This is a genomic window from Aeromonas sp. QDB34 (assembly GCF_027705405.1).
In the GTDB taxonomy this organism is placed as follows: Bacteria; Pseudomonadota; Gammaproteobacteria; order Enterobacterales; family Aeromonadaceae; genus Aeromonas; species Aeromonas hydrophila.
In genome coordinates this window covers 216642-243451 of record NZ_JAPDBT010000002.1, presented here as the reverse complement: position 1 = coordinate 243451, position 26810 = coordinate 216642, and the positions used below count along the sequence as shown (strand labels likewise).

The 26810-nt window shown below is 64.7% G+C and carries 28 protein-coding genes; 6 read left to right on the top strand and 22 right to left on the bottom strand.

Annotated features, from left to right (window positions below):
• Positions 1-58: 58 nt before the first annotated feature.
• Genes OKC29_RS04985 through OKC29_RS04960 form a run of 6 tightly spaced genes read right to left on the bottom strand, consistent with a single transcriptional unit; the run spans position 59 to position 7129 of the window.
• Positions 59-1465 (bottom strand): 2-succinylbenzoate--CoA ligase, encoded by a 1407-nt coding sequence (locus OKC29_RS04985; protein WP_073348782.1) that lies wholly within the window; start codon positions 1463-1465, stop codon positions 59-61.
• A 10-nt stretch (positions 1466-1475) separates the two neighbouring features.
• The gene (gene menC, locus OKC29_RS04980) at positions 1476-2405 is read right to left on the bottom strand and encodes an o-succinylbenzoate synthase (RefSeq protein ID WP_073348783.1); all 930 of its coding nucleotides are present in this window, start codon (positions 2403-2405) and stop codon (positions 1476-1478) included.
• Positions 2405-3265 (bottom strand): 1,4-dihydroxy-2-naphthoyl-CoA synthase, encoded by an 861-nt coding sequence (menB, locus tag OKC29_RS04975; protein ID WP_073348784.1) that lies wholly within the window; start codon positions 3263-3265, stop codon positions 2405-2407. Before menB ends, menC begins: the two co-directional genes overlap by 1 nt.
• Positions 3258-4028, bottom strand: coding sequence for a 2-succinyl-6-hydroxy-2,4-cyclohexadiene-1-carboxylate synthase (menH, locus tag OKC29_RS04970; RefSeq protein ID WP_073348785.1), 771 nt, complete (start codon positions 4026-4028; stop codon positions 3258-3260). Before menH ends, menB begins: the two co-directional genes overlap by 8 nt.
• Entirely contained in the window at positions 4018-5748 is a 1731-nt protein-coding gene (menD, locus tag OKC29_RS04965; protein WP_073348786.1) for a 2-succinyl-5-enolpyruvyl-6-hydroxy-3-cyclohexene-1-carboxylic-acid synthase, read from the bottom strand. Before menD ends, menH begins: the two co-directional genes overlap by 11 nt.
• Before the next feature lie 34 nt (positions 5749-5782).
• Positions 5783-7129 carry an isochorismate synthase gene (locus OKC29_RS04960; protein ID WP_073348787.1) on the bottom strand — a complete coding sequence of 449 codons (1347 nt, stop codon included), beginning with the start codon at positions 7127-7129 and terminating at the stop codon, positions 5783-5785.
• 207 nt (positions 7130-7336) lie between these two features.
• Here OKC29_RS04960 and OKC29_RS04955 point away from each other — a divergent pair, with 207 nt between their 5' ends.
• Together OKC29_RS04955 and OKC29_RS04950 are read left to right on the top strand one after the other, a co-directional pair.
• Positions 7337-8242: a 1,4-dihydroxy-2-naphthoate polyprenyltransferase gene (locus tag OKC29_RS04955; protein WP_024943656.1), complete on the top strand. Its 906-nt coding sequence runs from the start codon at positions 7337-7339 to the stop codon at positions 8240-8242.
• Between the two features lie 106 nt (positions 8243-8348).
• Positions 8349-8564, top strand: coding sequence for a DUF6500 family protein (locus OKC29_RS04950; protein ID WP_162275592.1), 216 nt, complete (start codon positions 8349-8351; stop codon positions 8562-8564).
• A 78-nt stretch (positions 8565-8642) separates the two neighbouring features.
• Here OKC29_RS04950 and OKC29_RS04945 read toward each other — a convergent pair whose 3' ends face one another.
• On the bottom strand, positions 8643-10040 hold the full coding sequence (locus OKC29_RS04945; protein WP_073348790.1) for a PepSY-associated TM helix domain-containing protein: 1398 nt from the start codon (positions 10038-10040) through the stop codon (positions 8643-8645).
• A gap of 273 nt (positions 10041-10313) precedes the next feature.
• Between OKC29_RS04945 and OKC29_RS04940 the strand changes: the two genes are divergently transcribed.
• On the top strand, positions 10314-10709 hold the full coding sequence (locus tag OKC29_RS04940; protein WP_024943653.1) for a hypothetical protein: 396 nt from the start codon (positions 10314-10316) through the stop codon (positions 10707-10709).
• 30 nt (positions 10710-10739) lie between these two features.
• Here the strand turns inward: OKC29_RS04940 and OKC29_RS04935 are convergent, their stop codons facing one another.
• The 3 genes from OKC29_RS04935 to OKC29_RS04925 form a co-directional block, all read right to left on the bottom strand.
• On the bottom strand, positions 10740-11030 hold the full coding sequence (locus tag OKC29_RS04935; protein ID WP_011704510.1) for a YkgJ family cysteine cluster protein: 291 nt from the start codon (positions 11028-11030) through the stop codon (positions 10740-10742).
• Positions 11031-11102: 72 nt separating this feature from the next.
• On the bottom strand, positions 11103-12479 hold the full coding sequence (gene dbpA, locus OKC29_RS04930) for an ATP-dependent RNA helicase DbpA (RefSeq protein WP_073348791.1): 1377 nt from the start codon (positions 12477-12479) through the stop codon (positions 11103-11105).
• A 57-nt stretch (positions 12480-12536) separates the two neighbouring features.
• Positions 12537-12875, bottom strand: coding sequence for a hypothetical protein (locus tag OKC29_RS04925; RefSeq protein ID WP_123784999.1), 339 nt, complete (start codon positions 12873-12875; stop codon positions 12537-12539).
• Positions 12876-13043: 168 nt separating this feature from the next.
• On the opposite strand from OKC29_RS04925, the gene OKC29_RS04920 reads away from it, so the two are divergent.
• Positions 13044-14249, top strand: coding sequence for a NupC/NupG family nucleoside CNT transporter (locus OKC29_RS04920; protein ID WP_016349310.1), 1206 nt, complete (start codon positions 13044-13046; stop codon positions 14247-14249).
• Positions 14250-14340: 91 nt separating this feature from the next.
• Here OKC29_RS04920 and OKC29_RS04915 read toward each other — a convergent pair whose 3' ends face one another.
• The 4 genes from OKC29_RS04915 to OKC29_RS04900 form a co-directional block, all read right to left on the bottom strand.
• Positions 14341-14841 carry a metal-dependent hydrolase gene (locus OKC29_RS04915; RefSeq protein ID WP_043127941.1) on the bottom strand — a complete coding sequence of 167 codons (501 nt, stop codon included), beginning with the start codon at positions 14839-14841 and terminating at the stop codon, positions 14341-14343.
• Positions 14842-14933: 92 nt separating this feature from the next.
• The gene (locus OKC29_RS04910; RefSeq protein ID WP_043125554.1) at positions 14934-15488 is read right to left on the bottom strand and encodes a cytochrome b/b6 domain-containing protein; all 555 of its coding nucleotides are present in this window, start codon (positions 15486-15488) and stop codon (positions 14934-14936) included.
• A gap of 48 nt (positions 15489-15536) precedes the next feature.
• On the bottom strand, positions 15537-15806 hold the full coding sequence (locus tag OKC29_RS04905) for a PepSY domain-containing protein (protein WP_011704515.1): 270 nt from the start codon (positions 15804-15806) through the stop codon (positions 15537-15539).
• Between the two features lie 121 nt (positions 15807-15927).
• On the bottom strand, positions 15928-16380 hold the full coding sequence (locus tag OKC29_RS04900; RefSeq protein WP_011704516.1) for a YaiI/YqxD family protein: 453 nt from the start codon (positions 16378-16380) through the stop codon (positions 15928-15930).
• Between the two features lie 105 nt (positions 16381-16485).
• Between OKC29_RS04900 and zntB the strand changes: the two genes are divergently transcribed.
• Positions 16486-17478 carry a zinc transporter ZntB gene (gene zntB, locus OKC29_RS04895; protein ID WP_017408928.1) on the top strand — a complete coding sequence of 331 codons (993 nt, stop codon included), beginning with the start codon at positions 16486-16488 and terminating at the stop codon, positions 17476-17478.
• A gap of 9 nt (positions 17479-17487) precedes the next feature.
• A complete protein-coding gene (locus tag OKC29_RS04890) occupies positions 17488-18006 on the top strand; it encodes a mechanosensitive ion channel domain-containing protein (protein WP_043162330.1) in 519 nt (172 codons plus the stop codon).
• 42 nt (positions 18007-18048) lie between these two features.
• Here the strand turns inward: OKC29_RS04890 and OKC29_RS04885 are convergent, their stop codons facing one another.
• The 8 genes from OKC29_RS04885 to OKC29_RS04850 form a co-directional block, all read right to left on the bottom strand.
• Positions 18049-18297 (bottom strand): hypothetical protein, encoded by a 249-nt coding sequence (locus OKC29_RS04885; protein WP_073348792.1) that lies wholly within the window; start codon positions 18295-18297, stop codon positions 18049-18051.
• A 63-nt stretch (positions 18298-18360) separates the two neighbouring features.
• Positions 18361-18936: a DNA-J related domain-containing protein gene (locus OKC29_RS04880; RefSeq protein WP_073348793.1), complete on the bottom strand. Its 576-nt coding sequence runs from the start codon at positions 18934-18936 to the stop codon at positions 18361-18363.
• Positions 18933-20720, bottom strand: coding sequence for a cation:proton antiporter (locus OKC29_RS04875; RefSeq protein ID WP_162275593.1), 1788 nt, complete (start codon positions 20718-20720; stop codon positions 18933-18935). Before OKC29_RS04875 ends, OKC29_RS04880 begins: the two co-directional genes overlap by 4 nt.
• A 175-nt stretch (positions 20721-20895) precedes the next feature.
• Positions 20896-21417, bottom strand: coding sequence for an MltR family transcriptional regulator (locus OKC29_RS04870; protein WP_005308438.1), 522 nt, complete (start codon positions 21415-21417; stop codon positions 20896-20898).
• 108 nt (positions 21418-21525) lie between these two features.
• Complete coding sequence (locus tag OKC29_RS04865; RefSeq protein ID WP_016349320.1) at positions 21526-22671, bottom strand: mannitol-1-phosphate 5-dehydrogenase; 1146 nt, start codon at positions 22669-22671, stop codon at positions 21526-21528.
• Positions 22672-22708: 37 nt separating this feature from the next.
• Entirely contained in the window at positions 22709-24631 is a 1923-nt protein-coding gene (locus OKC29_RS04860; RefSeq protein ID WP_073348796.1) for a PTS mannitol transporter subunit IICBA, read from the bottom strand.
• A gap of 454 nt (positions 24632-25085) precedes the next feature.
• Positions 25086-26132 (bottom strand): DUF418 domain-containing protein, encoded by a 1047-nt coding sequence (locus OKC29_RS04855; RefSeq protein ID WP_073348797.1) that lies wholly within the window; start codon positions 26130-26132, stop codon positions 25086-25088.
• A 21-nt stretch (positions 26133-26153) separates the two neighbouring features.
• Positions 26154-26747: a TetR/AcrR family transcriptional regulator gene (locus OKC29_RS04850; RefSeq protein ID WP_162275594.1), complete on the bottom strand. Its 594-nt coding sequence runs from the start codon at positions 26745-26747 to the stop codon at positions 26154-26156.
• Positions 26748-26810 lie beyond the last annotated feature (63 nt).

Genomic DNA, 26810 nt, shown 5'->3' with positions numbered 1-26810 from the left:
TTCGAATAATGTGCGTATTTGGATGACTCCTTCATGCCAAGTCCTGTCGCAGGAGTGATTATTGTGTCTTAAGAATATTCTGATGTTGCCTGCGCTGCGGCTTGAGGTGACCGCCCAGATCGGGCCAGGGGTGCCACTGGTCCGGCACCATGAAACCGGGCAGGGCCTGCCGGATCCAGGTCGCCAGCTCGGTAGGGGGGACCGGCTCGCCATGCCAGTCGATGAAGGCGGCCGGCCTCTGCCCCCACTCATCGCTCGGCACCGGCACCACCAGCGCCTGCGCCACGGCGGGGTGATCCACCAGCCGCTGTTCTATGGTCTCGGGCTGGATGTTTTCGCCCCCGGAGATGAAGAGGTTGTCGAGCCGCCCCTCCACCACCAGTTCGCCATCCTCGGTGAAATGCCCCTTGTCGCGGGTGTGGAACCAGCCTGCCTCATCGAGCGGGCGCTCTAGCCCACCTGCTTTGAAATAGCCCGCAAACAGGGTGTTACCGCGCACGCAGATCTCCCCCTGCTGGATGCAGACCTCCCGTCCCGGCAGCGCCTTGCCCACCACGCCAGCGGTGGATGGCCGACCGGTGCAGACCTGGCTGCCCATCTCGGAGAGGCCGTAACTCACCTTGGGTACCAGCCCCATGGCGCTCAGCCGGTTCACCAGGGGCTGGGGAATGGCGGCGCCGCCGAGCAGCAGCTCGCGCAGCCGGGTTCTGGCGGGATCGAAGCCCTCTGCCAGCAGTCGCCAGAGCTGGGTCGGTACCAGGGAGAGATGGGTGATGGGTTGCTGCTCGAGCCGCTCCCTGAGCGGGCGGCTGCGATCGTCCAGCACCAGGGCAGCACCCGCCAGAAAGACCCGGAACAGGATGGCGTAACCGCCGACATGAAACAGCGGCAGGGAGAGCAGCCAGCCACACTCGGCATCGAGCGGGATCACGGCGGCCGAACCCCGCGCCGAGGCTAGATGATTGGCCAGCCGGTGTACCACGGCCTTGGGCGTGCCGCTGGAACCCGAGGTGAGGATCATGTTGTTGAGCCGGGCAGGATCCAGCATGCAGTCGTCCTCGTCCGCTGCCAGCTCATGGGCAAAATCGAGCCGCAGTGGCTGCCAGTTGCCGGCCGGGATCTCGCCTGCCGACCAGCAGGCCCTGACGGCGAGTAGGGCCGCCAGCTCCGCTTGTCGTGCCAATGGAAAGGCGGGATTGAGTGGGCAGAAGACGATGCCGCTGCGCACGCAGGCCCAGGCCAGCAACAGGTCGGGCAGGGCGCCGCGCACCACGGCGGCGAGGCGATCACCGGCCTGCAGGCCCGCCAGCGCCAGCTGTCGGCACAGGCCGTTGAGTCTGGCATCCAGCTGTTGGTAGGTGAGCGGGTCGGCGGCGTGAATGGCGATGCGGTCCGGGGCGGACCTCGCCCAGTGACGCACCGGGCAGGGTTGCAGAGGGTGGTGATGGTCAGATAGCGGTGGCATGCAGGCCCCTTCAATCACGGTGAAACAGGGGCTCCAGCAGGCTCAGGTCGGGTTTGCCGATCGCGTCCAGCAGATCGGCGGCCAGCCAGCGCCGGGTATCCAGGCCGGGGGCCTGATCCGGCGCCCATTCGCCCGCCAGATGGAACAGCTGGTTCAGGCCGAGGCCGGATTCGAAGCAGGAGGAGACGATCACCTTGAGGCGCAGCTCGCGAGCGCGGGCAACCAGCGCCTCGCAGTGGGCCAGGGAGCCGAGCAGGGTGGGCTTGAGCACCAGGGCGCGCAGCTGGGGGATGGGCTCCCACGGCTTGCCCTGGGCCAGCAGCTCGTCGATGGCCACCGGCATGCCGGTGCGATTGGCCACGAAGGCGATGTCGGCAAAGTCGGCGCAGGGGTCTTCCAGGTATTCGATCCGGTTTGGATCCAGATGGCCGCAGAAGGCCCAGGCCTCCTCGCGGGTCCAGCCCTGGTTGGCGTCCAGCACCAGCTTGAGGGTAGGGATGCGGTCGCACAGCAGGCGGATCAGCGCCAGCTCGTCGCGCATGGGGTAGCGGGCCACTTTCAGCTTGGCTTTGCTGGGGGTCTTGTGCAGCCAGTTCTTCCAGTGCTTGAGCAGCTCCTGGGGGGAGCCCTGGATAAGCGGATAAGGCTCCGGCAGCGGGGTGGTCTGGGCAGGCCAGCAGCGGCGGGCGCAGTCCAGCCCGAATTGCACTGAAGGGAGCTGCGGGGCAATCTTCTGCCCCGCAGCCAGCAGTTCCAGACAGGCGACGGCTTCGGCTTGCGCCTCGGCCAGGCTTTCGCGGGAGAAGCCGGGCAGGGGGGCGATTTCCCCCCAGCCATCGTCAACGCGGACCAGCAGGCCCTCTCGCGCCACCTCCACCTTGCCGTGAAAGGTCAGGGGCTGGGTAAAAGGCAGTTGGTAGCGATAGAGAGCGAGTGTCATCAGGGATTCCGCTTGTATTTGGAGAAGTCGGGACGGCGTTTCTCGTTGAACGCGTTGCGCCCTTCCTGACCCTCTTCGGTCATGTAGAACAGCATGGTGGCATTCCCCGCCAGCTCCTGCAAGCCGGCCTGGCCGTCGCAGTCGGCGTTGAGGGCGGCCTTCAGGCAGCGCAGCGCCATCGGGCTGTTCTGCAGCATCTCGCGGCACCAGCGCACGGTTTCACGCTCCAGCTCCGCCAGCGGAACGACGGTGTTGACCAGGCCCATGTCGAGGGCTTGATTGGCATCGTACATACGGCAGAGGAACCAGATTTCGCGGGCCTTCTTCTGGCCGACGATGCGCGCCATGTAGGAGGCACCCCAGCCGCCGTCGAAGGAGCCCACTTTCGGACCGGTCTGGCCAAACTTGGCGTTGTCGGCGGCGATGGTCAGATCGCACATCATGTGCAGCACGTGGCCGCCACCGACCGCATAACCGGCCACCATGGCAACGACCGGTTTCGGGCAGGTGCGGATGTCGCGCTGGAAGTCGAGCACGTTGAGGTGATGAGTCCCCTCGTCATCGCGGTAGCCACCGTAGTCACCACGGATCTTCTGGTCACCGCCGGCGCAGAAGGCCTTCTCGCCAAAGCCGGTCAGGATGATGGTGCCGACCTGATCGTCGTAGCGGGCATCGGCCAGCGCTTGCAGCATCTCTTTGACGGTGCGGGGGCGGAAGGCGTTGCGTACCTGGGGGCGGTTGATGGTGATCTTGGCAATGCCATCGTCGGACTTGTGATAGAGGATATCCTCGTAACCGGCGGAGCAATCACGCCACTCGACGGGGGCATAGAGTTCCGCTTCAGTCATTGCTTCAATCATGACGCTTCTCTTCTTGTTGTTGGTTGACCCACTCCGCGAGGAGCCGGGCAAAAGTCTCAGGCTGGTGGGCATGCAGATTGTGGCCGCCATCCAGCTCCAAGTGGTTGATTTTGCGATGCTGACTCGCCATGAGGCAAGCCAGCTGATGGAATTTGTGATCCCGCTTGCCGCTCACCCAGGTGACCGGCAGCGCACCTTGCGCCAGCCAGGGGCCGAGATCCGGCTGCAGCCCCAGGGAGGTGGCGCGCAGCATGGCGGCCACGGCCTTGCCGTCGTTGCCAAGGCGGCGGGCTATCTGACGGGCGCGGGCATCCTCGCCCAGATCGGCGAACACCCCCTGCCGATACCAGTCGGCCAGCACGGCGGCCAGGGGCTCCTGCTCGAAGCGCCGGGCCCAGCCCTCATCGTGGGCTAGGCGGGCGGGCCGCTCTGCCGGTGGCAGACCGGGGTGGCAGTTCTCCAGCAGCAGGGCCTGCAGTCCAACCGGCGACTGGCTGGCGTGATAGAGGGCGAGCCGCCCACCCAGCGAATAGCCGACCAGTTGGTAGCGACCGATGCCGCGCGCGGCCAGCTCGTCGCACAGCCAGCGATGGGCCTGCTCGAACCCCGCTACCCGCACTGCCTGGTTGCTGCCATGGCCCGGCAGATCCAGCGCCAGGCTGGGGAGGCCGGCCAGGACCGCCTGCACGGGTTGCCAGTCGTGGGCATCGCCGAGCAGGCCGTGCAGCAGCACCAGCGTCGGCTGGTTGGCACTAGCTGCCACGGATCGCGCTTCCCAGTGCCTTCAGATCCTCGGCGACTTCGCTGCTGGGGACCTTGATTTCAATCAGCGTTACCCCCTTTTCCAGCGCGGCGGCGTAATCCCGTTCAAAGTCGGCGAGGGTGGCCGGCGCCCGGTAGTGGAGGCCGAACATGGCGGCGGCGTGTTCGAAGTGCAGGCCGTGGGGCAGGCAGTAGTAGGTCTCCAGCAGCGCGTCCTGGGTCGGCACCGGCAGCATGCGAAAGATGCTGCCGCCATCGTTGTTGAGCAGGATCACCACCAGCGGCTGGCTCGATTTGCCAAGCAGCGCCAGGCTGTTGAGGTCGTGCAGGGCGCTGAGATCGCCGAGCAGCAGGGTGGTGGGCTCATTGCTGCCTGGCTGGACCGATTGCGCGAAGCCGTAGGCGGTGGCGATGAGACCGTCGATGCCGGAGGCGCCGCGGTTGGTCATCACCCGGCTGGGGCCCTTGCCCGCCTCGCCGAGCATGTCCATCAGCCGGGCCGGCATGCTGTTGCCGACAAACAGTTGGCCCCTGATCAGCTGGTTCAGGCGATGGCACACCCCGAGTTCGGAGAAACGCTCGCAGGCGCTGCGCACCTGCTGGCTGACGGACTGCTGGCGCTCCGCCAGCCGATGCCAGGGCAGGTGCGGGTGCGCCACCGGATGGGCGGCGGCAAAGGCGCCGGGTTCGCACAGCAGGCGGCGGCGCAGCCGGTAGTCCGGGTCGAGCCGGGCTGGCTGCGGGTCGATGAGCCAGTATGCCTGCCAGGGCTGCTGCTTGATGAACTGGCCGAGTCGCTTGGAGATGAGGCGGGCGCCAAATTGCAGCAGCACCTCGGCCCGGGCCAGTTCGGCCACGAAGCCGCTGTGTTGCAGGGCGAGATCGGCGTGCACCAGGTTGCGGCCATCGAAGCGCAGCTGGCTCTGCAGGTCTGCCAGCAGAGGCCAGCCGAGCCGCTCGGCCAGCGCGGCGACCGCCTTGGCCTGGACCGGATCCTGGATGCGGCCGGCGACGATGAGGCCGCGTTTGCCCTGCAGCTCGTCCCAGTCGGGCTGACATGGGCAGGGGACCTGCGCCAGTTGCCAGGGGCTCCAGGGCTCGGACGAGCTGAGCCAGTCGCCGAGGGGGGCCAGGTAGGCGGAGCAGTCCAGATAGGCGTCGCCCGGATAGAGCGGCTCGGGGTACATGCAGTTGAAGTGCACCGGCCCCGGTGTGCGCGCCTGCTGGGCCAGCGCCTGATCCACCGAGCTCAGCACGAAGGCGGCCGGGATGGTGGCGGTGGGGCTCGGCAGGTTTTGCTGATAGACGGGGTAGTGGCCGAAGATCCCCTGCTGGTCGATGGCCTGGTTGGCCCCGTTGTCGATGAGCTCGGGCGGCCTGTCGGCAGAGAGGATGATGAGCGGCACGCCGGTGAGCTGCGCCTCGGCCACCGCCGGCCAGAGGTTGGCCACCGCGGTGCCTGAGGTCATGATCACCGCGACCGGGCGACCGCTGCCCTTGGCCAGCCCCAGCGCCATGAAGCCGAGGCCGCGCTCGTCAAAGTGCAGATGGCGGCGAAAGCCGGGGTGGGCGGCGGCTGCCATGGTGAGCGGCGCCGAGCGGGAGCCGGAGGCCAGCGCGATGTCGCGCACGCCGAGGCGAAAGAGCTCCTCCAGCAAGAGGGAAGACCAGACGTGGTTGAAGGTGGCATGGTGGCTGGCAAACTCTTGGCGCGCGGACATGAGGCTCTCGCAGTGAGGAAACGATGAGAAAACGCTATCCCAGCAGGGAGAGCACGTTGGCGATCTTGTTGTCGAGTTCGGCCCACTCGGCGGCAGGCTCGGAACCCGCGACGATACCGGCGCCGGCAAACAGGGTGACAGCCTGCGCCGTGATGCGGGCGCTGCGGATGGCGACCGAGAACTCCGAGGTCTCCCGGCTCAGCATGCCGCAGGCCCCGGCATACCAGCCGCGGTCATAGGGCTCGCGCTCGCGGATGAAGGCCAGCGCCGCCTCGCGGGGGGCACCGCCCACCGCGGGGGTGGGGTGCAGCGCCTCCAGCAGTTGCCAGTCGCAGACGCCGGACTTTAGCTCGGCCTCGATGTCGCACTTGAGGTGCTGCAGCAGCCGCAGTTTGAGAATGCGCGGCTCGGTCAGGGTGGCGTCTGTGGTAAGCGGCGCCAGCCGGCTGAGGATGTCGGCATGCACCAGCCGGTTTTCCAGCCGGTTCTTGCTGTCGGCCAGCAGTTCGGCGGCCAGCGCCGCGTCGGTCGCCTCGTCGCCGGAGCGGCGGATGGTGCCCGCCAGCGCCTCGGTGAAGAGGTGCTGCTGTTCGCGGCGATAGAGCCGCTCGGGGGAGCAGGCGATGAAGCTCTGCTCGGGTGAAAACTGGAAGCCGAAGTGAAAGCAGTCCTGGCCGTGCTGTGCCCAGCTGGCCAGCAGCGACCAGGGGGCGACGGCCTGCGGGTCGGCCGTGAGCGTCGCACCGTCATGGGTGAGCCGGCTCTGGCGCGACAGCACCACCTTGGGGGTGTGGGCCTGGAACTCGGGAGCGGTGACCTGCTCGACCAGGGTCTGCCACTGTGGCTGGCTCGGGCAATCTTCCCGTTGCCATGAATGACGGGTCAGCGGCGGGAGAGGCGCCTCCGGCCGAAGGGCGTCGAGGGCGGCGGCGGCGGCCTGCAGTTCGACCTCGAAGGCGTCGCTGCCGGTCTGCTCCGGCAACCAGAGGTTGAGGCAGAGGGTGACGCACTCGCCACGGCGCACCAGCTCGATGCGGGGCAGCACGAAGCGGCAGGGGCCGAACCCCTGCCAGCCGGGCTGGGTGGGGTCGAACGCCAGTCCGCCATAGTAGCGGGGGCTGTCGTCATGGGGCTGGCTGGTCTGTTCGCAGACCTGGCGGATCGCCTGGGGCTCGGTCAGCTCGCGCAGGCAGCCCAGCGCCACGTATTCGGGACGCTCTTGTCCTCTGGCATGCCAATAGATACGGGGATAGAGGGTCTGCGCCGCGAGCCAGCCCAGAAAGGAGCTGACCTCGATTGCCACGCGCAGCCGCACGAAGCCGCTGGCATTGCCGTGACGCAGGGCGTCCAGTTGTTGCTTGATATGGGTCTGAGCCAACATGGATTTCGTCTATGAGCCGATAGTGACGGTCCATCCTGCAGAAGGATGCCGTTGGTTTATGCCAAAGGAGCGATTATTCCTATATATTATCTGCCCATTCGTCCATGTAAATCGCCCGGGGAGCTACCTCCCGAGGGGCCAAGTATACCGAAATCCGGTTCGATAACCCTTAACACGATCAATATCTGATTGTTTGGCCATCACAATATGACAAATACCTTATCTATTTGGTTGCTGGCGGCGCGTTTGCGAACGTTGCCGCTGGCGTGCTCCTCCATTTTGCTGGGTTCCGGGCTGGCGGCCAGCCGCGGTGCCTTCGACGGCACCATCATGGCGCTCTCCCTGCTGACCGCCATACTGCTGCAGATCCTCTCCAATCTGGCCAACGATTATGGGGATGCGGTATCCGGGGCGGACAATGGCGAGCGGATCGGCCCCCAGCGCGCCGTGGTCTCCGGCCTCATCACCCGCCGGCAGATGTGCGTGGCCATGGCGCTGACCGCGCTGGCCGCAGTGGTCAGCGGCCTCGCCCTGCTGGGCTGCGCCTTCGGCGATCAGTGGCTGCAGATCCTTACCTTCGTGCTGCTCGGCGGCGCCGCCATCGTCGCCGCCATCACCTACACGGTGGGCAAGACCCCTTACGGCTATCGCGGCTTCGGCGACATCTCGGTGTTCCTGTTCTTCGGCCTGCTGGGGGTGCTCGGCTCCTACTACCTGTTCACCAAGACCCTGCAGTGGGATCTGCTGCTGCCGGCCACCGCCTGCGGCCTGCTGGCCACCGCGGTGCTCAACATCAACAACGTGCGCGACATCGAGACCGACGCGGTCAGCGGCAAGATCACCCTGGCGGTGCGGCTCGGTCGCAACCGGGCCATCGCCTACCACTGGGTGCTGCTGGGGGCGGCGTTGCTGACCACCATCGCCTTCCTGCTGACCCAGCCCGCCAGTTTCTGGCCCTGGATCTTCCTGCCGGCCATGAAGCCGCTCACCGATGCCGCCAAGACCCTGCGCCAGAGCTTCGATGGCGAGGTGCTGACCGGTGCGCTCAAGAAGACCGCCATCAGCGCCTTCCTCTACAGCCTGCTGCTCTCCATCGGGCTGGCGCTCTCCTGACCCAGTGCCATGTGATCGGCAAGGCAAAAGGGCTCCCGGATGGGGGCCCTTTTTGTTGGTTGAGGTATGCTGGCCGGCCAATCACTCATCAGGTCGGAACGCCGCCATGCGCGACTCGCTCAAACAGAAAATCATCCAGGTGTGCCATCAGAAAATCGCGCAGAAGGGGGAGGCGGTCGGCGTCTCCTTCTATGCGTTTTTTGCCAACCGCAACGATGACCCCGAGTTGCTGATGGAGGCGGCGACCTGGTGGATCCAGATCCAGCGCCTCGATCACTTCGAGAAGGCGAGGAAGATCCTCCAGCTGGTAGAGCAAGCGTAAAGGCGCGCTGAAAGCAGGAAGGCTCCCGTGTGGGAGCCCTCCTTGAGTGGCAGCTTGTGCGGCGCACGGCGCCGGCGACTAGCTGACCCGTGCCAGCCGGGGCGCCCGACGGCGGGCGAAGAGCAGGCTGTCCAGCAGCCAGATCACCAGCATGGAGCCGCCCACCAGCGGGAAGCAGATACCTAGCAGGATCAGCAGGGCAATGGCGCCGCGCATGGGGGGCAGGTTGGCCGGCAAGGGCGGGGCGGCGAGGCGACCACTGGGGCGGCGGCTCCACCAGATCCAGAGCCCGCTCACCGAGCTCAGCAACACCAGCAGGCAGATGAGCAGCATGGCCAGCTGGTGTGGCCAGCCGTAGAGCTTGCCCATGTGCAGCATGACGCCGGTTTCCACCGTCTTGGCGACCGGACCGTAGTCTTCCCAGCGCACGTCGGCCAGCACCTTGCCGCTGTATTGATCGATGTGCAGGGTGGCATCGTTGCGCGGATCATCGGCCGAGATGGCGATGGTGTAGACGCCGCTCGCCCCGGCCGGTGGCGTGATGCTGTAGCCCGGCGTGACCTGGCGCGCAGCGGCGATCTCCACCACCTGTTGCAGCGGGATGCGGTGCTCCGCCATCACCATGCCGTCGTGCTCGCCGCCGTGACCCATGGCGCTGTGGTCGTGAGCCTTGGGCTCGGCCGAGCTGGGGATGGGGGTGTTCTCGACCGCCCAGGGGACTGTCTGTTGATGGGCATGGTTGAGGCTGCGAGCCAGGGGGGCCGACTTGGGCACCTCATTCCACATGGCGGCCGGGAAGCGGTTCCAGACGGCGGCAAACTGATCGCCCCAGAAGCCGGTCCAGGTCATGCCGCTCAAGAGCAGCAGCAACAGGAAGCCGGCCCCCCAGAAACCAACCACGGCGTGCAGATCGCGCCACCAGAGCCGGCCGCGCTGGCTCCAGCGCGGCCACAGGATGCCGCCAACCCCTGGCCCCTTGCGTGGCCACCACAGATAGAGCCCGCTAATGAGCAGCACTATGCCCCAGCCGGCGGCCAGCTCGATCAGCCTGTCCCCCACGGTGCCTATCATCAGCTCGGCGTGCAGGGCGCGGGCCACCGCCTGCAGATTCCACTTGTTGTCCAGGGTGCCGAGCAGGGCGCCGCTGGCGGGATCGAGGAACAGGGTCAGCTCGTTGCCGCCCTGGCGGATGATGAACTGGGCGCTGGCCTCCGGGCTGACCGGTGGCAGGTACTTGCTCAGGCTGGCATCCGGCATCGCCACCATCGCCTTGACCAGCAGCTGATCGGCGCTGAGCGGCTGGCTGACGGGGGCGACCTTCATCAGCTCGGGATACATCAGGTTGTCGAGCTGGGGCTTGAACAGATAGACGATCCCGGTCAGCGAGAGCAGGATCAGGAAGGGGGCGACGAAGAGACCCGCATAGAAGTGCCAGCGCCAGATGCGCTGATAGTGGTTCGCGTCCCGATTTTTCATCTCTGTTCCTTGCGCCGTGAGTTAAGGTTTCAGTTGGTGGAATGTTGGTGGCGGCGCGGATGATAGCAGCAACGTTTTGTTAACTGCAACAGAACATGAGGGCTGGTCGAGGCGGTGGACACGGGCGTGCTGAGCAGGCTGACAGTGGGTCAACCGGTGACGCAGTCGCTCCAGGCTCACGCCTGGCAGAATGGACTTTTTGCAGAGAAATCCTTACCTTGTTGCAACATAAAAGGGTGCTTGCGCGACGAAAATCCAGGGAAGGAGGCAGACGTGAAGTTGCAACCACACGGCCATTTCGAGATGCAGCGACGCGGTCAGGTGCTGATCTGCCGACCGAGCGGCCCCTTCAATCTGGCGGGGGCCATGGCCTATGAGGCACAGTTCAGCCAGCAGATCGCCAGCCTGCGCGACGCGCCCTGGGGCATTGTCGAAGTGGCGACCGAGTTTGAGGCGGCGGGCCCCGAGGTGCTGGCCCGCTTTCGCCGCCAGTTCGGCTGGTGCGCCAGCAACGGCTGCGCCTTTCTGGCGGTGGTGTTGGCGGGCAGCTTCAAGCAGTATCTGGCGGATCAGGTGTTCAGCGGTTTGCCGTTTCAGGGCGTCCGCTACTTCGAGCAGACCGACGAGGCGCTGCAGTGGCTGGAACGGCAACTGGCCGGGCTGGTCTGACGGCACGGCAGGCTGATCATTACCCGCAGCTCAGTTGAGCTTGATAAACCACTTGTCCCGCTCGTCGATACAGTCTGGCTCGCCCATTTCAAATTCACGGCATATCAAGGGGCGGACTTCGTAGATGCGGCACATCATGGTGTTGCGGTCGAGCGCCGCGCACCAGCCATCTTCCAGCCGGTGCATCACCGGCACTTCACCTTCCCGTTCTTCCACATAGCGATCCGGTACGCCGGTATCGGTAAACAGCATCACCTCGAGGCGGCAGCAGCAGGCTTCGCAGTTCTGGCAGCTCACTTCGGGTCGGGTTGTCTGGGTCATGGCATCTGCCTTGTTCTCATGGGCACGGATAAATATGAAACAGGCGCCGAACCGGCGCCTGTGTCGTGAACCTTAGCCCAGCTTGCGAGCGCGGTAGCTGCGCCCCTTGATCTTGCCTTCCTGCAGCCGCTTGAGGGCGGCGCTGGCCACCTGGCGCTTCACCGCCACGTAGGAGTACTGCTCGGAAATCTGGATCTTGCCCACATCGGCCCCGGCAATGCCGCCTTCGCCAGTCAGGGCGCCGAGGATGTCACCGGCACGCACCTTGCTCTTGCGGCCCGCATCGATGGAGAGGGTCACCATCTGCGGTGCAATCGGCTTGATGTCACGGCCGATCCCGGCCAGGTCGCCCTGGGGAATGGGGGCCTGCTGGTACTCCTCGATGAAGTTGACGCGCTGGGCCTCGTTCGGCTGGTAGAGGCTCAGGGCCAGGCCCTGCTGGCCGGCGCGGCCGGTACGGCCGATCCGGTGCACGTGCACCTCGGGGTCGTAGGTCAGCTCGTAGTTGATGACGGCGCCCAGCTCCTTGATGTCGAGACCGCGGGCGGCCACGTCGGTGGCCACCAGGATGGTGGCGCTGCCGTTGGCGAAGCGCACCAGCACCTGATCCCGCTCGCGCTGTTCCAGGTCGCCGTTCAGCGCCAGCGCCGAGAAGCCCTTGGCGGCCAGGTGGTCGGCCACGTCGTTGCAGGCGCGCTTGGTGTTGCAGAACACCACGCAGGAACTCGGCTGATAGTGGCTGAGCAGCCAGCCGAGGGCATCGAGGCGCTGGCCGGCCGGCACTTCATACAGCTTCTGTTCGATGGCGCTGTCTTCGTGCAGGGACTCCACGCTCACCTCGACCGGGTTGCGCTGCACGCCGCGGCTCATCTGGGCGATCCCCTCCGGATAGGTGGCGGAGAACAGCAGGGTCTGGCGATCGCGCGGGGCGTGGCTGATGACCCGGTTGATGTCTTCGCCAAAGCCCATGTCCAGCATGCGATCCGCTTCGTCCAGCACCAGCGTCTTGAGGCCGTCCAGCTCGAGGGTGCCCTGCTCCAGGTGCTTGAGGATCCGGCCCGGGGTGCCGACGGCAATGTGGGCGCCAAAGCTCAGGGTGGCGGATTGCGGTGCGGTCGGGGTGCCGCCGCACAGGGTGACCAGCTTGACGTTGGGCAGGGTACGGGCAAGACGGCGGATCTCGGTGGCAACCTGATCGGCCAGCTCGCGAGTCGGACAGAGCACCAGCGCCTGCACCTCGAGCCGGTTGACATCGAGGCTGGCAAGCAGGCCGAGGCCGAAGGCCGCGGTCTTGCCGCTTCCGGTTTTTGCCTTGGCGATCAGGTCTTTGCCATCGAGTACCAGGGGCAGACTCTGGGCCTGGATCGGGGTCATCTGCAGATAACCCAGGCTGGCGAGGTTGTCCTGCAGGGCGGGGGAGAGGTTCAGGCTGCTAAATTCGTTGTTCACAAAAAGACTCTATATCGGAGAAAACGGGCTGCGCCGTGCGCAAGGGCGCGCATTGTATCAGAAAGCGCTGCCGGGTGTGGCGGATTTTTGAACGACTGGACGGCGACGGTGGCGGGGCTGCGGCCGGGGAAAACCGGTGGCGGCATGTTGTCCGGCTCGTCTGAAAATACCCCACTGCCTTTCGGGAATTAGCTGAAAGAAGCCGGGCCATTCATCGCAAATAAGATAAACGTTTGTCACTTTGATTTGATTAAATAAATTCGCCGTAAATTTAACCTCACCGCTATGACGCCATTCGCCAGGTTTTAAATAAATGTGAGAAAGCTGTAAAAATAGCCCTTTCAGACTGAATGGTTTATTTTTAACTATCTGTTTATTAATGATTTTTATGTTCATTGAACAATGATTAGATGCTTGCGTGAGCGTTTAATTAATTTAAAAACGTTTGTATTATCCAACATGCATATTTTTACCGCAGATTGTGATGGCTATCTGATTTTTAAATATGCAAATGTCTATGATGGCGCCGGTCAAAAAATTACAAATTACTCAGGTGCTACTGGTATGGAATACGTTCACTTTGTGCTCGGACTCGTGATGGTCCTCGCTCTTGCTTTGCTGGCCAACCGCCACAACTGGAAACAGATCAAACTGCGTTATATCGGCCAACTGCTGGTGGTCGAACTGGCGCTGGCCTGGTTCATGCTGAACTCCGAAGTGGGTCTGGCGGTGGTGGGTGGCTTCGCGGCCGGCTTCACCAAGTTGATGGAGTTTGCCAAACAGGGTACCGACTTCGTGTTCGGCGGCCTGGTTAATGAAGGGGCCTTCTCCTTCTTCCTGATGGTACTGATGCCCATCGTCTTCATCTCCGTGCTGATCGGTATCCTGCAGTACATCCGTCTGCTGCCGCTGGTGATCCGCGGCATCGGTACCGTGCTGGCCAAGATCAACGGCATGGGCAAGCTGGAGTCCTTCAACGCCATCAGCTCCATGATCGTCGGCCAGTCCGAGAACTTCATCGCGCTCAAGAACATCCTGCCGCACCTGAACGAGAAGCAGATGTACACCCTGGCCGCCACTGCCATGTCCACCGTCTCCATGTCCATCGTCGGTGCCTACATGCAGCTGATCGAGCCCCGTTACGTGGTGGCCGCGCTGGTGCTCAACATGTTCAGCACCTTCATCGTGCTGTCGCTGATCAACCCCTACGAGCCGGACAATACCGTGACCGACGCCAAGGCGCTGGCCGAAGGTGACGAGCACCACAGCCCGAAGAAAGAGAACTTCTTCGAGATGCTGGGCGAGTACATCATGGCCGGTTTCACCGTGGCGGTCATCGTGGGTGCCATGCTGGTCGGCTTCATCGCCCTGATTGCCCTCATCAACTACCTGTTCGAGATGGCATTCGGCGTCAACTTCCAGTTCGTCATGGGCTACCTCTTCTACCCGATCGCCTGGATCCTGGGCATCCCGAGTGGTGAAGCGCTGCAAGCCGGCTCCATCATGGCGACCAAGCTGGTGACCAACGAGTTCGTGGCCATGATGGATCTGGGCAAGATCGCTGCCCAGCTCTCTCCGCGCACCATCGGCATCCTCTCCATCTTCATGGTGTCGTTCGCCAACTTCAGCTCCATCGGCATCATCGCCGGTGCGGTGAAGGCGCTGAACGAAGAGAAGGGCAACATGGTCTCCCGCTTCGGTCTGAAGCTGGTGTACGGCTCCACCCTGGTGAGCCTGCTCTCCGCCGTGATTGCCGGTGTGATGCTGTAATAGCGCCACCCGCTCTCACCATGACAAACCCCTGCCTCGGCAGGGGTTTGTTTTTTTGGCAACAGCAGGTGCTAGCTGGCCTGACGGACCGCTAGCCTGGCCAGTGGGCCCAGTAACCGGCGGCCAGCAGGGTGAGAGTGCAAAAGCCGGTCTCGACGGCGCCGCCGCTTTTGAGCGGCCAGCCCGGCAGCCGGTAGCGGCGCTTGCTGGGCCACAGCAGCGGAATGCCGGCCGGGGTGAGCCAGTCTCCCAGCAGGTGGCTGAGGTAGCCGATGATAAGGGCATCCTTGACGCCGGTGGGCAGCAGGGTGGGAGCTTGGCTCTGATCCAGCCCCCAGATGGCGGCGGCCACCGCCAGCAGGCTGTGGGTGAAGCCGCGATGGCCGAACAGCCGCGACAAGGGTTTGGAGATCCAGGGCAGGCGTTGCCCCAGCACCGACCTGGGGTGGTCAAGGTCCGGCAGCAGGGCGCTGGCCAGTGCGGCAGGAATGGTGTGCCACAGGCTGGCGTCGGCCAGGGCCGGCGTCAGCTGGAGTTTGTGGGCGAGCAGGGTGCAGGTAACGGAGAAGAGCAGGTGCCCTTGGGCGGTCATGATGGTTACGACATGGGGAAAATGGCGGCGCATCTTACCAGTGTCGCGGGCCATTGCAGCAAAAAACCGGGGACCGAGGGGCCGCCCGGTCATTAACTGCGCGGATCTTCCACCTTGGCGTCGGCGGGTACCCGTTTTTTGCCCAGCACCATGGCGCGCACCAGGTCGCTGCGGGTGAGGCGATCGGTCAGGATCACCACGGCCGCATGGACGCCGACGGCAGCCATCAAGGTGTTGGCAATGATGCCGTGCAACTCCTCCAGCCAGTCTTCGCCCCAGAAGGCATCCCAGGTGGTGAGCCAGCCGGTGACCACGGTGCCGACCAGCGACAGCAGCAGCAGCCAGATCATCAGGGCGCCGACCGGGTTGTGGCCGAGGTAGTAGGGGTGGCGGCCCTGGGCCAGCTGGCGCAGGTAGTAGCGAACCCGGGCCGGGGTCGGCCACCACTGGCCGAAGCGGGCGTAATGGGGTCCGACCAGCCCCCACAGCAGGCGGATGATCAACAGGATGCCCACTGCGTAGCCGGCATATTTGTGGGGCTTGCTGCCCTCTTCCAGCACGAAGAAGTTGAGCAGGCAGAGGGTGACGGTGGCCCAGTGAAACACCCGGATGAGGGGATCCCAGACTTTCACTTCAGAGGTTGTCATGGCGTGGCTCCATAGAAAGGGCCGGCAGGAGACCGGCCCATGGCCGGATTATTCGTCGATCTCTTCTTTCACTTTCTTCAGGTCGGTCGGGTCGAAGTAGATCTCGACCTTGCGCTTCTCCTTGTCCCAACCGTAAATCTCGTAGCAGTTGGTCTTGGTGACCTTGAACTTCTTGATGTCGTAGCCCATCGCCTTGATCTGCTGCTGGGCGTCGGCTTCGCTCATCCACTTGCTCTTGTCGGCCTGGGTACATTGGGGATCGGCCAGGGCGGCGCCGCTCAACAGGGGGATCAGTAACAACAGGGGGGTCAGTTTCATTGCTTGCTCCTTGCGGGTGGTTGGGTCAACAGCCACAAGGTTAGTTCAGCAGCCTTAAGAAAGAATTAAGCGAAAAGGGAAATGAATGGGTCTCCCCGGCGGCCGGCCGGGGAGGGGGCAATCAACTCAGCTTGCCCCGGATGAGCCACTTGTCGAGGGCGTTGGCGAAGCGCTGCTTGTCGGCCGCGTTGAGGGGGGCCGGGCCGCCGGTCTGCACCCCGGCCGAGCGCAGCTCCTCCATGAAGTTGCGCATGCCGAGCCGCGCCTTGATGGTCTCGCGGGTGTAGATCTCGCCGCGAGGATTGAGTGCCTCGCCGCCGGCATCGATCACCCAGGAGGCGAGCGGGATGTCGCCGGTGATCACCAGATCGCCGGGTTTGACCTGCTGGGCGATGACATGATCTGCCACATCGAAGCCCTTCTCCACCTGCTGGGTCTTGATGAAGGGGGAAGGGGGCACCCGCAGCCCCTGATTGGCCACTAGCGTGGTCACCACCTGGGCACGGTGGGCGGCGCGGTAAAGGATCTCCTTGACCGGAATGGGGCAGGCATCGGCATCGACCCAGATGGGCATGGCAGGGCTTCCTGTGTCTGAAACGAGTGACGCATCTTAACACGGCCGGCGCGGGGCGGCTGCCCCGGGGCTGAGTCGGGCCCGGCTTTGGTGTAAGCTGGGCCGATGAACATGAGCGAAAAGGACGAGCAGATGGATCGGGTGCCCAGTGACGTAATTTATGGCCTGACCCTGGATGGCAGGGGTGGCATGCAGCCACTGGTGGCGGGCAGCGAGATACCGGCCAAGCAGCCGGGCTGGCTGCATTTGGACTACGGCAATCCGGAGGCGGCGCGCTGGCTGCTGCAGACCCCGTTGCTCAATGATGCGGCGCGCGAGTCGCTGCTCGGTCAGAGCAATCGCCCCAAGCTGGTCCGGATGGGGGAGACGGTGCTGCTGATCCTGCGCGGCATCAACCACAACAAGGACCACCGACCGGAAGAGATGGTGGCGCTGCGCATCTACATCACCCCGGATCTCATCATCAGCAGCCGGCGCCGGCCGCTGCTGTCGGAGCAGGACGTGTTCAACCAGCTCAAGCTGGGGGGCGGCGCCGATACCCCGGCCGACTGGCTGGTGGAGATCTGCGATGCCCTGACCGACCGGGCCGGGGAGTTCGTCGAGGAGCTGCACGACCAGATCCTGGATCTGGAGGAGATGGTGCTGATGCGCGACCTGCCCGCCAACGGCCGGCTGGCGCTGATCCGCAAGCAGCTCATCATGATCCGCCGCTACCTCTCGCCGCAGCGGGATCTGGTGGCGCGCCTCGCCAACGAGAAGATCAGCTGGCTGGATGAAGATGACCGGCGGCGCCTGCTGGACATCGCCGACCGGCTGAGACGCTGGCTGGACGATCTGGATGCCGGGGTGGCGCGTACCGCCGTGCTGGCGGACGAGATCAACAACCTGATGGCGGAGGCGACCAACCGCCGCGCCTACCAGATGTCGGTGATGGCGCTGCTGTTCCTGCCCGCCAGCTTCCTGACCGGCCTGTTCGGCATCAACCTGGGGGGCATTCCCGGGGCCGAGAGCCCGACCGCCTTCTGGATCTTCTGCGGCTCCCTGGTGGCGCTGGCGACCGGGCTGGCGGTCTGGCTCAAACATCGGCGCTGGTGGTAGGGAGCAGACATGACGACATGGGAATCTTTTGGCGTGACCCTGCTGTTGCTGCTGGGCCACACCCTCATTCGCGGGCTCATTCACAAGAGCCTGCTGGCGCTGGCGCAGACCCGGCAGGTGAGCGAGAACCGGGTGCTCTACGTGGAGCACGTGTTCCACTTCCTGCTCGGCTGCGCCACCCTGCTGATCCTGGCCGGGGTGTGGGGGCTCGACTTCTCGCGGCTGGTGGTGCTGGCCTCCTCCTTCTTCGCGGTGCTGGGCGTCGCCATGGTGGCGCAGTGGTCGATCCTCTCCAACATCACCGCCAGCATCACCATCTTCTTCGCCTTCCCCTACAAGATTGGCGACCGGATCCGGATCCTCGACAAGGATGATTCGGTCACCGGGGTCATCACCGAGATCGGCCTCTTCTACGTGCGGGTGCGCGATGACAACGGCGATCTGGTCACCTATCCGGCCAACCTGATCCTGCAAAAGCCGGTCAGGAGGCTGGAGGGAAAGGGGGCTGAACCCCTGCAACCGGAATGAGAAAAGGCTCCCGCGGGAGCCTTTTTTGAGCCTGCCGATCCCTCAGCGTTCGAAGAAGCGGTAGAGGTGTTCGACCTGGATCGGGCAATCCGCCACCAGGTGCACGTGCTGGCGGGCCTCCTCGAGCGAGCCGAAGTAGCGGGGGCAGCCCAGGGTGTCGGTCATCTCGTACAGCTTGCCGTCCTGACCCCTGAACTCCACGATCCAGCCGGGCAGGATGGCGTCCTGCAGGATCTCGGCTTCCTTGAAGGCTTGCTGCTGATAGAGCTGGCGAAGTTCGCTGACTGTCATGACATCCTCCCGTGACGCTTGATGCCACTTCAAGTCTAGTGGCTGCGGTCGGTGTCGGCCGGCTCATTTGGCCGATTTGAGGTGCTCCCAGGCCCAGCGCAGGCGGATGAAGGTGTCGGCATCGCCCCCGCGATCCGGGTGGTGTTGCAGCGCCAGTTCCCGCCAGCGGCGGCGTATGGCATCGGGCTGCGCCCCGGTCGGCAGGGCGAACAGGGTCAGCGCCTCGGCCCTGTGCTCATCCCGCTCACAGGCCCGCCAGAAGCTGCCGAGCAGCGCCTCCACCTCCTCCCGATCGGTCTGCCAGAACACCTGCCAGTCGAGGTAGTAACTGCGCAGCGCCTCGCCCCGGGCGAGGGCGCTTGCCCCCTCGCGAATGGCGAGTGGTTCGAGCCGGATATCCAGAGTGCTGATCACCAGCCACCACCCTTCGCCATGAAGCTCGGCCTGCAGCTGGTAGAGGGCGTTCATGATGAGAAAGTTGAGGCGAAACAGCTGCAGCTGCTCATCCCCCGGCAGAGGCGGGATGGCCTCCTGGCGGCGCAGTTCGGCCAGCAGCTCGTGTACCTTGTAGCTGCCGCTTGCCTGCCGCAGCAGTGTCAGCAGTGGGGCCAACAGCGGGTTGGGCCGGGTCTCGTTCATGGGGCGGCCGTCTCCTTCGGCGGCTGCAGGGCGATCAGCAGCTCCCCGGCCAGCGGCTCGACGGGGCCGGTGACGATGCGAGGCCGCCCCTTGCCGTCCAGCACGAACAGCGGAATGGCGCCCGGGTTGGCCTCCTGGTACTGAGCCCAGTCGAACGCCTCGCTCAGCCGGGTCGCCTTGATCTGGCCGCCCCGGCTCAGCAGGCCGCTCAGCCGGGCGTAGTTGATGTCGGGACCGAACAGGTTCTGGCGGGCGCGGAAGGTGGTGCTCTCCCGATTGGCCTTGCCGTGCTGCTCGCTGGAGCGCAGGGAGTAGACCTTCTCCTCGCCGTAGAGGTGGGCGAAGTGCAGCACGCCGAGGGCGTTGTTGTGGCGGTTGGGGGAGAGCGCCAGCACTGTGCTGATGCTGGTGAGCGGCAGGTGCAGCTCGGCGTGTTCGGATTGCGGGTTGCCGAAGTAGCAGGGCAGGTTGCTCATCCGCGCCTGACGGCAGAACTCCCAGGCCGGATCGCAGAGCTGGACCGGTACCCCCTGATCCGCCAGTGCCCGGCCGATGGCCCGTGCCACCGAGTTGGCCCCGATGATGAGCCAGGTGTTGGGGGCGCTCTGGCGCATCTTGAGCAGACCGGCCAGCGGCGCCGAGGTGAGGCTCTGCAGCACCACGGTGGAAATGATCACCGCAAACACCAGCGGCACCAGCTTGTCGGCATCGGGAATGCCGGCCTGGTGCAGGCTGATGGCGAAGGAGGCGCTGACCGCCGCCGCGACGATGCCGCGCGGTGCAATCCAGCCGAGCAGGGCGCGGGCCCGCCAGGAGAGATCCGATCCCCAGGTGGAGACCAGGATGCAGAGCGGACGCGCCACGAACTGCACCACGCACAGCAGCGCCAGCACCATGGGGCCGAGCTGCCAGAGCTGGGCCAGATCGAGGCGAGCCGCCAGCAGGATGAACAGGGAGGAGATGAGGATGACGGCGAGATCCTCCTTGAAGGCCAGCACCTCCTCCAGATCCAGCCCCTCCTGATTGGCGAGCCAGATGCCGAACACGGTGACTGCCAGCAGGCCGGATTCGTGGCTGAGCCAGTTGGAGAGACTGAAGGTGACCAGCACCAGCGCCAGCACCCCGAACTTGTGCAGGCTGACCGGCAGCCAGTCCTTGCGGATCAGCAGGGTGGTGAGCCAGCCGGCACCGACCCCGATGAGCGACCCTACCCCCACCGTCTTGGCCAGCGCCAGCAGGGTGTGGCCGATGAGATCCCCCTGACTGCCGAGGCGCACCGCCTCGAACACCAGCACCGCAAACAGGGCGCCGATGGGATCGATGACGATCCCTTCCCAGCGCAGGATGCGGTCTACCTCCCGGGTCGGGCGGATCACGTTGAGCATGGGGGCGACCACGGTGGGGCCGGTCACCACCAGCACGGCGCCGAGCACCATGGCGACCCGCCAGTCCAGTCCCAGCAGGAAGTAACCGGCGCTGCCGATGACGGCGAAGCTGGCCAGCATGCCCACCGAGCAGAGGTTGCGCACCACTTTGCCGATCCCTTTCAGCTCGGCCAGGTGTAAGGTGAACGCCCCCTCGAACAGGATGATGGCGACCGACAGGGAGACCAGCGGAAACAGCAGGTCGCCGAGCAGGGCGTCGGGGTCGAGCAGGCCGCTGACCGGGCCCAGCAGCAGGCCGGTGAGCAGCAGAAACAGGATGGCGGGCACCCGCAGCGACCAGGCCAGCCACTGGGCCAGCACTGAGACCAGGGCGATCCCGGCCAGGGAGAGAGCAATCATGCAGACCTCGATTAAGGCGATGAACCTGGAGGAAGTGTAGTGGGGAAGATGGTCAGATTGACACCAGCCGGCGGCGGGAACAAGGGGGGAAGCGGATCGCGCGACAGCGGGCGTCACGGGGGCATGCCGCGGGAGAGGGGCGGGGTGTGGCCGCTGGCTGCGGCCACCAGCCGGATTAGATGGGGCTCTCTTTGTGGAGTTCGGTGACGCAGTCGGCCACCGCCAGTACCAGCGCCGAGCGCACCACCTGATCGAGCCGGTTCAGCTGCATCTGGTAGAAGGGCCAATCCTCCTCGTTGGCGGGGGCCTCCTGCGGCATCATGCCGCCCTGGCTGACGCCGTGCAGACGTGCCAGCAGATCGCGGATCGGCTTGTCGCTGAAGCGGTAATCCTTGGGGTCGCGCACCAGAAAATCGCGGATCTTCAGGTAAGCCTCGAGATCCTGATAGCGCTCGAGGGAGATGAGGCCGAGGGCGAAGATGAGCTTGAGGCGCACCTCCAGCTGGCCGAGAGGGCCGCTCTGGTTGAGCAGGGGTTCGATGGCGTATTTGACGGCATACTCCTCCTGACGGAACGCGCGTCGCATCAGAGAGTCGACCGCCTCTTCCAGGATGGTCACGACCTCGAGAAAGAAGCCGCGAGGGCCATCCTGCTCGTTCAGTCGCTCCAGTACTTCATCTTCCTGGTGTGTGGTCATAAGTGCATTGGGTCCAGCTGACAGGGAGAGAGTGGGCCTCTCTCCCGGTTTTTATCGTGTGAGGCGCTTTGGTGGCCGGCCTGGGTGGGCCGGCGGCGCCTCATCAGGTCACTTCAAATTGCCATAACGGGTGACGATGGCGCTGACGATGTCGCTGTCGGCAGCCAGGCCGGTGATGCGGGCCAGAGCCTGGGCCGGGCCCAGCTCCGCCAGCAGCTGTTGCAGTTCCACCGCCTGCGGGTCATCGGCGTTGCGATAGTGCAGCGCCGCGGCGATCCCCTCCTGCAGGTGATCGCTGGGCAGGCCGTACTCCAGGGTGCCGAGCAGCGGCTTCACCAGCCGATCCCCCGCCGCCAGCTTGCGCAGCGGCTGACGGCCGACCCGGTCAATCTCGTCCACCAGATAGGGGTTGGCGAAGCGGGCCAGGATCTTCTCGATGTAGGCAGCGTGCAGGCGCGGGTCGAAACCGTAGCGTTGCACCAGTACGGCGCCGCTCTCCTCCATGGCGCGGCGCACCTTGCTGCGGATCAGCGGATCCTCGATCGCCTCGCGGATGGTGCGATAGCCCCTCAGCTTGCCGAGGTAGGCGGTGACGATGTGGCCGGTGTTGAGGGTGAACAGCTTGCGCTCGACGAAGGCCATCAGGTTGTCGGTGGGCTCCATGCCCGCCACCTGCGGCAGCTCGCCCTTGAACTGGGTCTGGTCGACAATCCACTCGCTGAAGCTCTCCACCGTCACTTCCAGCGGATCATCGTTGGCCGCCGCGGGCGGAACGATGCGGTCCACCGCCGAGTCGACGAAGCCGATGCAGGCGTCGAGGGTGGCATGATACGCGACCGGCAGGTACTTGAGTACCTCCTGCTTGAGATGGCTGGTGCCGCGCACCATGTTCTCGCAGGCGATGACGTTGAGCGGTGTCAGGTTGCCGGCATCGAAGCGGGCCTGCAGCCCCTTGGCCAGGGTGCTGGCAATCTTGTCCAGAATGTTGGGGCCGACCGCGGTGGTGACCAGATCGGCGGTGATGATGCGGGCGATCACCTCGTGGCCGGCGGAGCTCACCGCCGCCACGTTGCGCACCACGTCCAGCTTCTGATCCGCTCCCACCACGTGCACCTTGTACTCCTGGCGGTGGTTGAGCTGGTCGATCAGGGTCTCGTTGACGTCGGCGAAAGTGACCTGGTGGCTGGCGTCAGCCAGCAGTTTGCCGATGAAGCCGCGACCGATGTTGCCGGCACCAAAATGCAATGTTTTCATGATATTAACCTCTTGAACCAAAGACGATGAAGGACGATCAGGCAGCCTGTTCGGCACCCAGCAGATCCAGGAACTCCTGGGGATCTTGGGTGCTGGCCAGCCGGTCGATGAGGCCGGGTTCGTCCAGTGCATTGGTCAGGCGGGTTATCACCTGCATGTGTTCGTCGTTGCGGGCGGCGATGCCGATCACCAGCCGCGCCACTTCATCGGCCGCCTCGCCAAAGGCGACCCCGGCCGGGTATTGGCAGATGACGATGCCGGTGCGCTTCACAAACTCCTTGGCGGCGATGGTGCCGTGCGGTACGGCGATGGATTCGCCGAGGTAGGTGGAGACCAGCTGTTCGCGCTCCAGCATGGCGTTGACGTAGTCGGGCGCCACGTAGCCCCGCTCCGCCAGCAGCTTGCCGGCAGCCCGGATGGCGGCCTCCTTGTTGTCGGCCTTGAGTCCCAGGTGCACGTCATGACGGCTCAGGGTGAACACTTCGGCGGCCTGCGGCTCGTAGCTGTCGTCGTTGGCGGCCACCAGCAGCTGCGGGTTGGCGACGTCATCGTTGGCGGCCTGGGTCAGGCTCTGTACCAGCTCCTGATAGAGACCGTTGTCGAGGAAGTTGGTGAGCGAGATGTGGTGGGCGTGCGGCGCGTGGCGACGGGCCCGCTCGGTCAGATCCTTGTGGGTGATGACCCAGTCCACCTGATCGTCGAGCTGATCGATGGCGCGGTTGGTGACGCTGATGTCGAGGCCGGCGGCCTGCACCCGCTTGCGCAGCAGGCCGGCGCCCATGGCGCTGGATCCCATGCCCGCATCGCAGGCGACGACGATGTTGCGCACTGCCATCAGTTCACCGCCCGGCTTCTTGGCCGCCGCAGTTTCGGGTTTGGCACCCTTCATGGCTTTCATCTTGCGAGTGGCTTCACCCAGGGCATCGGCCTCGTCGGCTTCCGGCTGCTGGGCACGCACGAACACGGCGGCGACCAGGAAGGAGACGGTGGTGGAGGCGACGATGGAGAGCAGCACCCCGATCAGGGAGGCTTTCGGTGTCATCAACAGCACGGCGAAGATGGAACCCGGTGAGGCGGGGGAGACCAGACCTGCGTTGAACAGGGTCAGGGTGAACACCCCGGTCATGCCGCCGGTGATCACCGCCAGGATCAGGCGCGGGTTCATCAGCACGTACGGGAAGTAGATCTCGTGGATGCCGCCGAAGAAGTGAATGATGGAGGCACCGGTAGCGGACTGCTTGGCGGCGCCGCGACCGAACACCATGTAGGCCAGCAGCACGCCCATGCCCGGGCCCGGGTTCGCTTCGATCAGGAAGAAGATGGAGCGGCCGTGCTCGGTCGCCTGCTGGATCCCCAGCGGCGAGAAGATGCCGTGGTTGATGGCGTTGTTGAGGAACAGGATCTTGGCCGGCTCAACGAAGATGGAGGTGAGCGGCAGCAGGTTGTTGTCCACCAGGAAGCCGACGCCACCGGCCAGTACGCCGGAGAGCACCTTGACGAAGGGGCCGATCACGAAGAAGGCGAGGATCGCCAGCAGCATGCCGATGAGGCCGGCGGAGAAGTTGTTGACCAGCATCTCGAAGCCGCTCTTGACGCGACCTTCCATCGCCTTGTCGAAACGCTTGATGGCCCAGCCACCGAGCGGGCCGACCATCATGGCGCCCATGAACATGGGAATGTCGGTCCCCACGATGACGCCCATGGTGGTGATGGCACCGACCACGCCGCCGCGCTCACCGCCCATCAGCTTGCCGCCGGTATAGCCAATCAGCAGCGGCAGCAGGTAGGTGATCATGGGACCGACCAGCTTGGCCAAGGTTTCGCTCGGCAGCCAGCCGGTGGGGATGAAGAGGGCGGTAATAAAGCCCCAGGCGATGAAGGCGCCTATGTTGGGCATGACCATATTGGACAGGAAGCGTCCAAAATTCTGTATCTTGACTTTGGTATCCGGTGATAACATGTCGGGACCCCGTTTTAAGCCTGTTTGATTAAAAGTGGTAGTCGGGCTGGCCGGTTTTGCCGAACCGCCATCCCTGTCGTCTAAGCAACTTCAATCTACCAGCTTGTGATCAAATTAGGCTGAAAACGGGGTGTCTTGTGACGCAGCTCTCAAATACCCCGACCACCCCCCTCCCTTCATAGTGATGTCGATCACATTCACTCTCTGTATTCCGGCTACATTTCGATCTTTGCTGCCGCCAGCATCGTTTTTATGTGACGAAAGTCACTCTTTGTTGTTTGCGCAAACCCGATGTCAATGTGATCCATTTCTCATTTCTATTATTTGTATTCAATTGGAGCAACTCGCCTGGCCTGAAAACTGAGGGCTCTGACGATGGATTGCTTGAATCCACATTCAAATAACCAATGAATCAATTATTTTGTAACCCACTTTCAGTTTTTCATGATCTCCTTCAGCCGCAGAGCCGACGCATCAGCCACTCCAGCGGGCCTCGCTCGAAGCGCTGACTCCAGGAATTGGCAAACAGCAGCGCCGTCAGGGCGAAGAGGCTGGCGGCCAGCACCACCTCGGGCAGATCCTGCCCCTGCAGCCAGCCGATGGCCTCCAGTACCCCCATGCCGAGCATGATGTGGGCCAGATAGAGGGTCAGGGTCTGCCGGCCGACCGGTAGCCACACTCGCCACCAGCGGGCCTCGGGCAGGGCGCGTCCCAGCCAGAGGCAGAGCGCGATCAGGGTGCTGGCCGCACCCATGCCGAACAGCAGGTAGAGCGGCGCCGGGGGAATGGGCTGGGTCGCCAGCAGCGGCGCCAGCTCGGGGTTCGGCAAGAGGGTCGGCAACCAGAGCGACAGCCCCTTGGCCAGCGCCATGGCACTCACCCCGCCGACCAGCAGCCAGCGCTGGGTGACCGGATTGGCCAGAGATTGGCGGCTCAGCCAGAGGCCGTAGAGCAGAAAGCCCAGCCAGGGCACCACCGGGTGCCAGCCGTTGAACAGCAGATTGCGGATGAAGCCGGCCAGGGTCCAGAACTCGGGATAGCTGAAGCTGTGCCACTGCCAGCCCCGATCGTAATCGAGCAGGAACAGCAGGCCGACGAAGCTTGCCGCCAGCAGCGGGATCAGGGCCAGCAGCCAGGGGGAGGGAAGTCGGAGACTGCAGGCCCCCAGCAGAAAGTAGACGGCGTAGTAGTGGATGATGTCGGCCGGAAACACCAGATAGTTGAGCAGCCCCACGATCAGCAGGAACAGGGCCCGCCTGGCGGTGTGGCTCATGGCCGCCGACCACGCCAGCTTGCGGGTCGACAGCCCCAGCCCGATGCCGGCCAGCACCACGAAGCTGGCGGCGGAGCGCCCCTCCAGTGCATCCAGCAGGGGTTTGAGCCAGGTCGGCCCCCCCGCCAACACCCCCATGGCGATGCGAAAATTCACCAGCACCATGCCGAGCAGGGCCATGGCACGGGCCAGATCCAGTCCTTCCAGTCGATTGTGCGGGGTCGTCATGGTGGTGACTCCTTGGGGTGATCAGCAGGCCGGGCCGAGCAGCTGGTCCAGCAGGGACGGCAACCTTTGCTCGACCGGTGCCTGCTCTGGATGCAGGGCCAGGGCGTGGCGCACCGCCTGTCCCTCCAGTGCATCCAGCAGCAGCTGGGCGGTGAGATCCGGTTGCAGGTGTGCAGCCAGCTCCCCCGCCTGCTGGCCACGGCGCACCGTCGCCGCCAGGGCATCGCACAGCTGGCGCTGGTTGCTGGCGAAGGTGGCGGCCATTTCCGGATGGCGGGTCAGCTCTGCCAGGATCTCGGTGCCGAGCAGCAGGTTCTCCGGGGTCAGCGACCAGGCGAGGTAGCCGGCGGCGAAGCGGGCCAGCGCCGCCCGGGCCGACCCCTGGACCAGCTCATCCAGCAGGGGTTGCAGCTCGGCCGCCTCCAGCGAGGCGATCAGGGCGATCAGTTCTTCCTTGCGGGCGAAGTGGTTGTAGAGGTTGCCGAGGCTCACTCCGGCGGCGGCGGCGATGTCGCGCATGCCGGTCTGGTGGAAGCCTCGCTCGATAAAGCAGCCGAGCGCCGCCTGGATGATCTGCTCGCGCCGCTGCTCCAGCCGCAGGTTGTTGGTGGTCATGGGGATGCCTCTTGCCTGAAAACTTACTATGAGCGAACGTTCGTTCATTTGTGGGTTCACTCT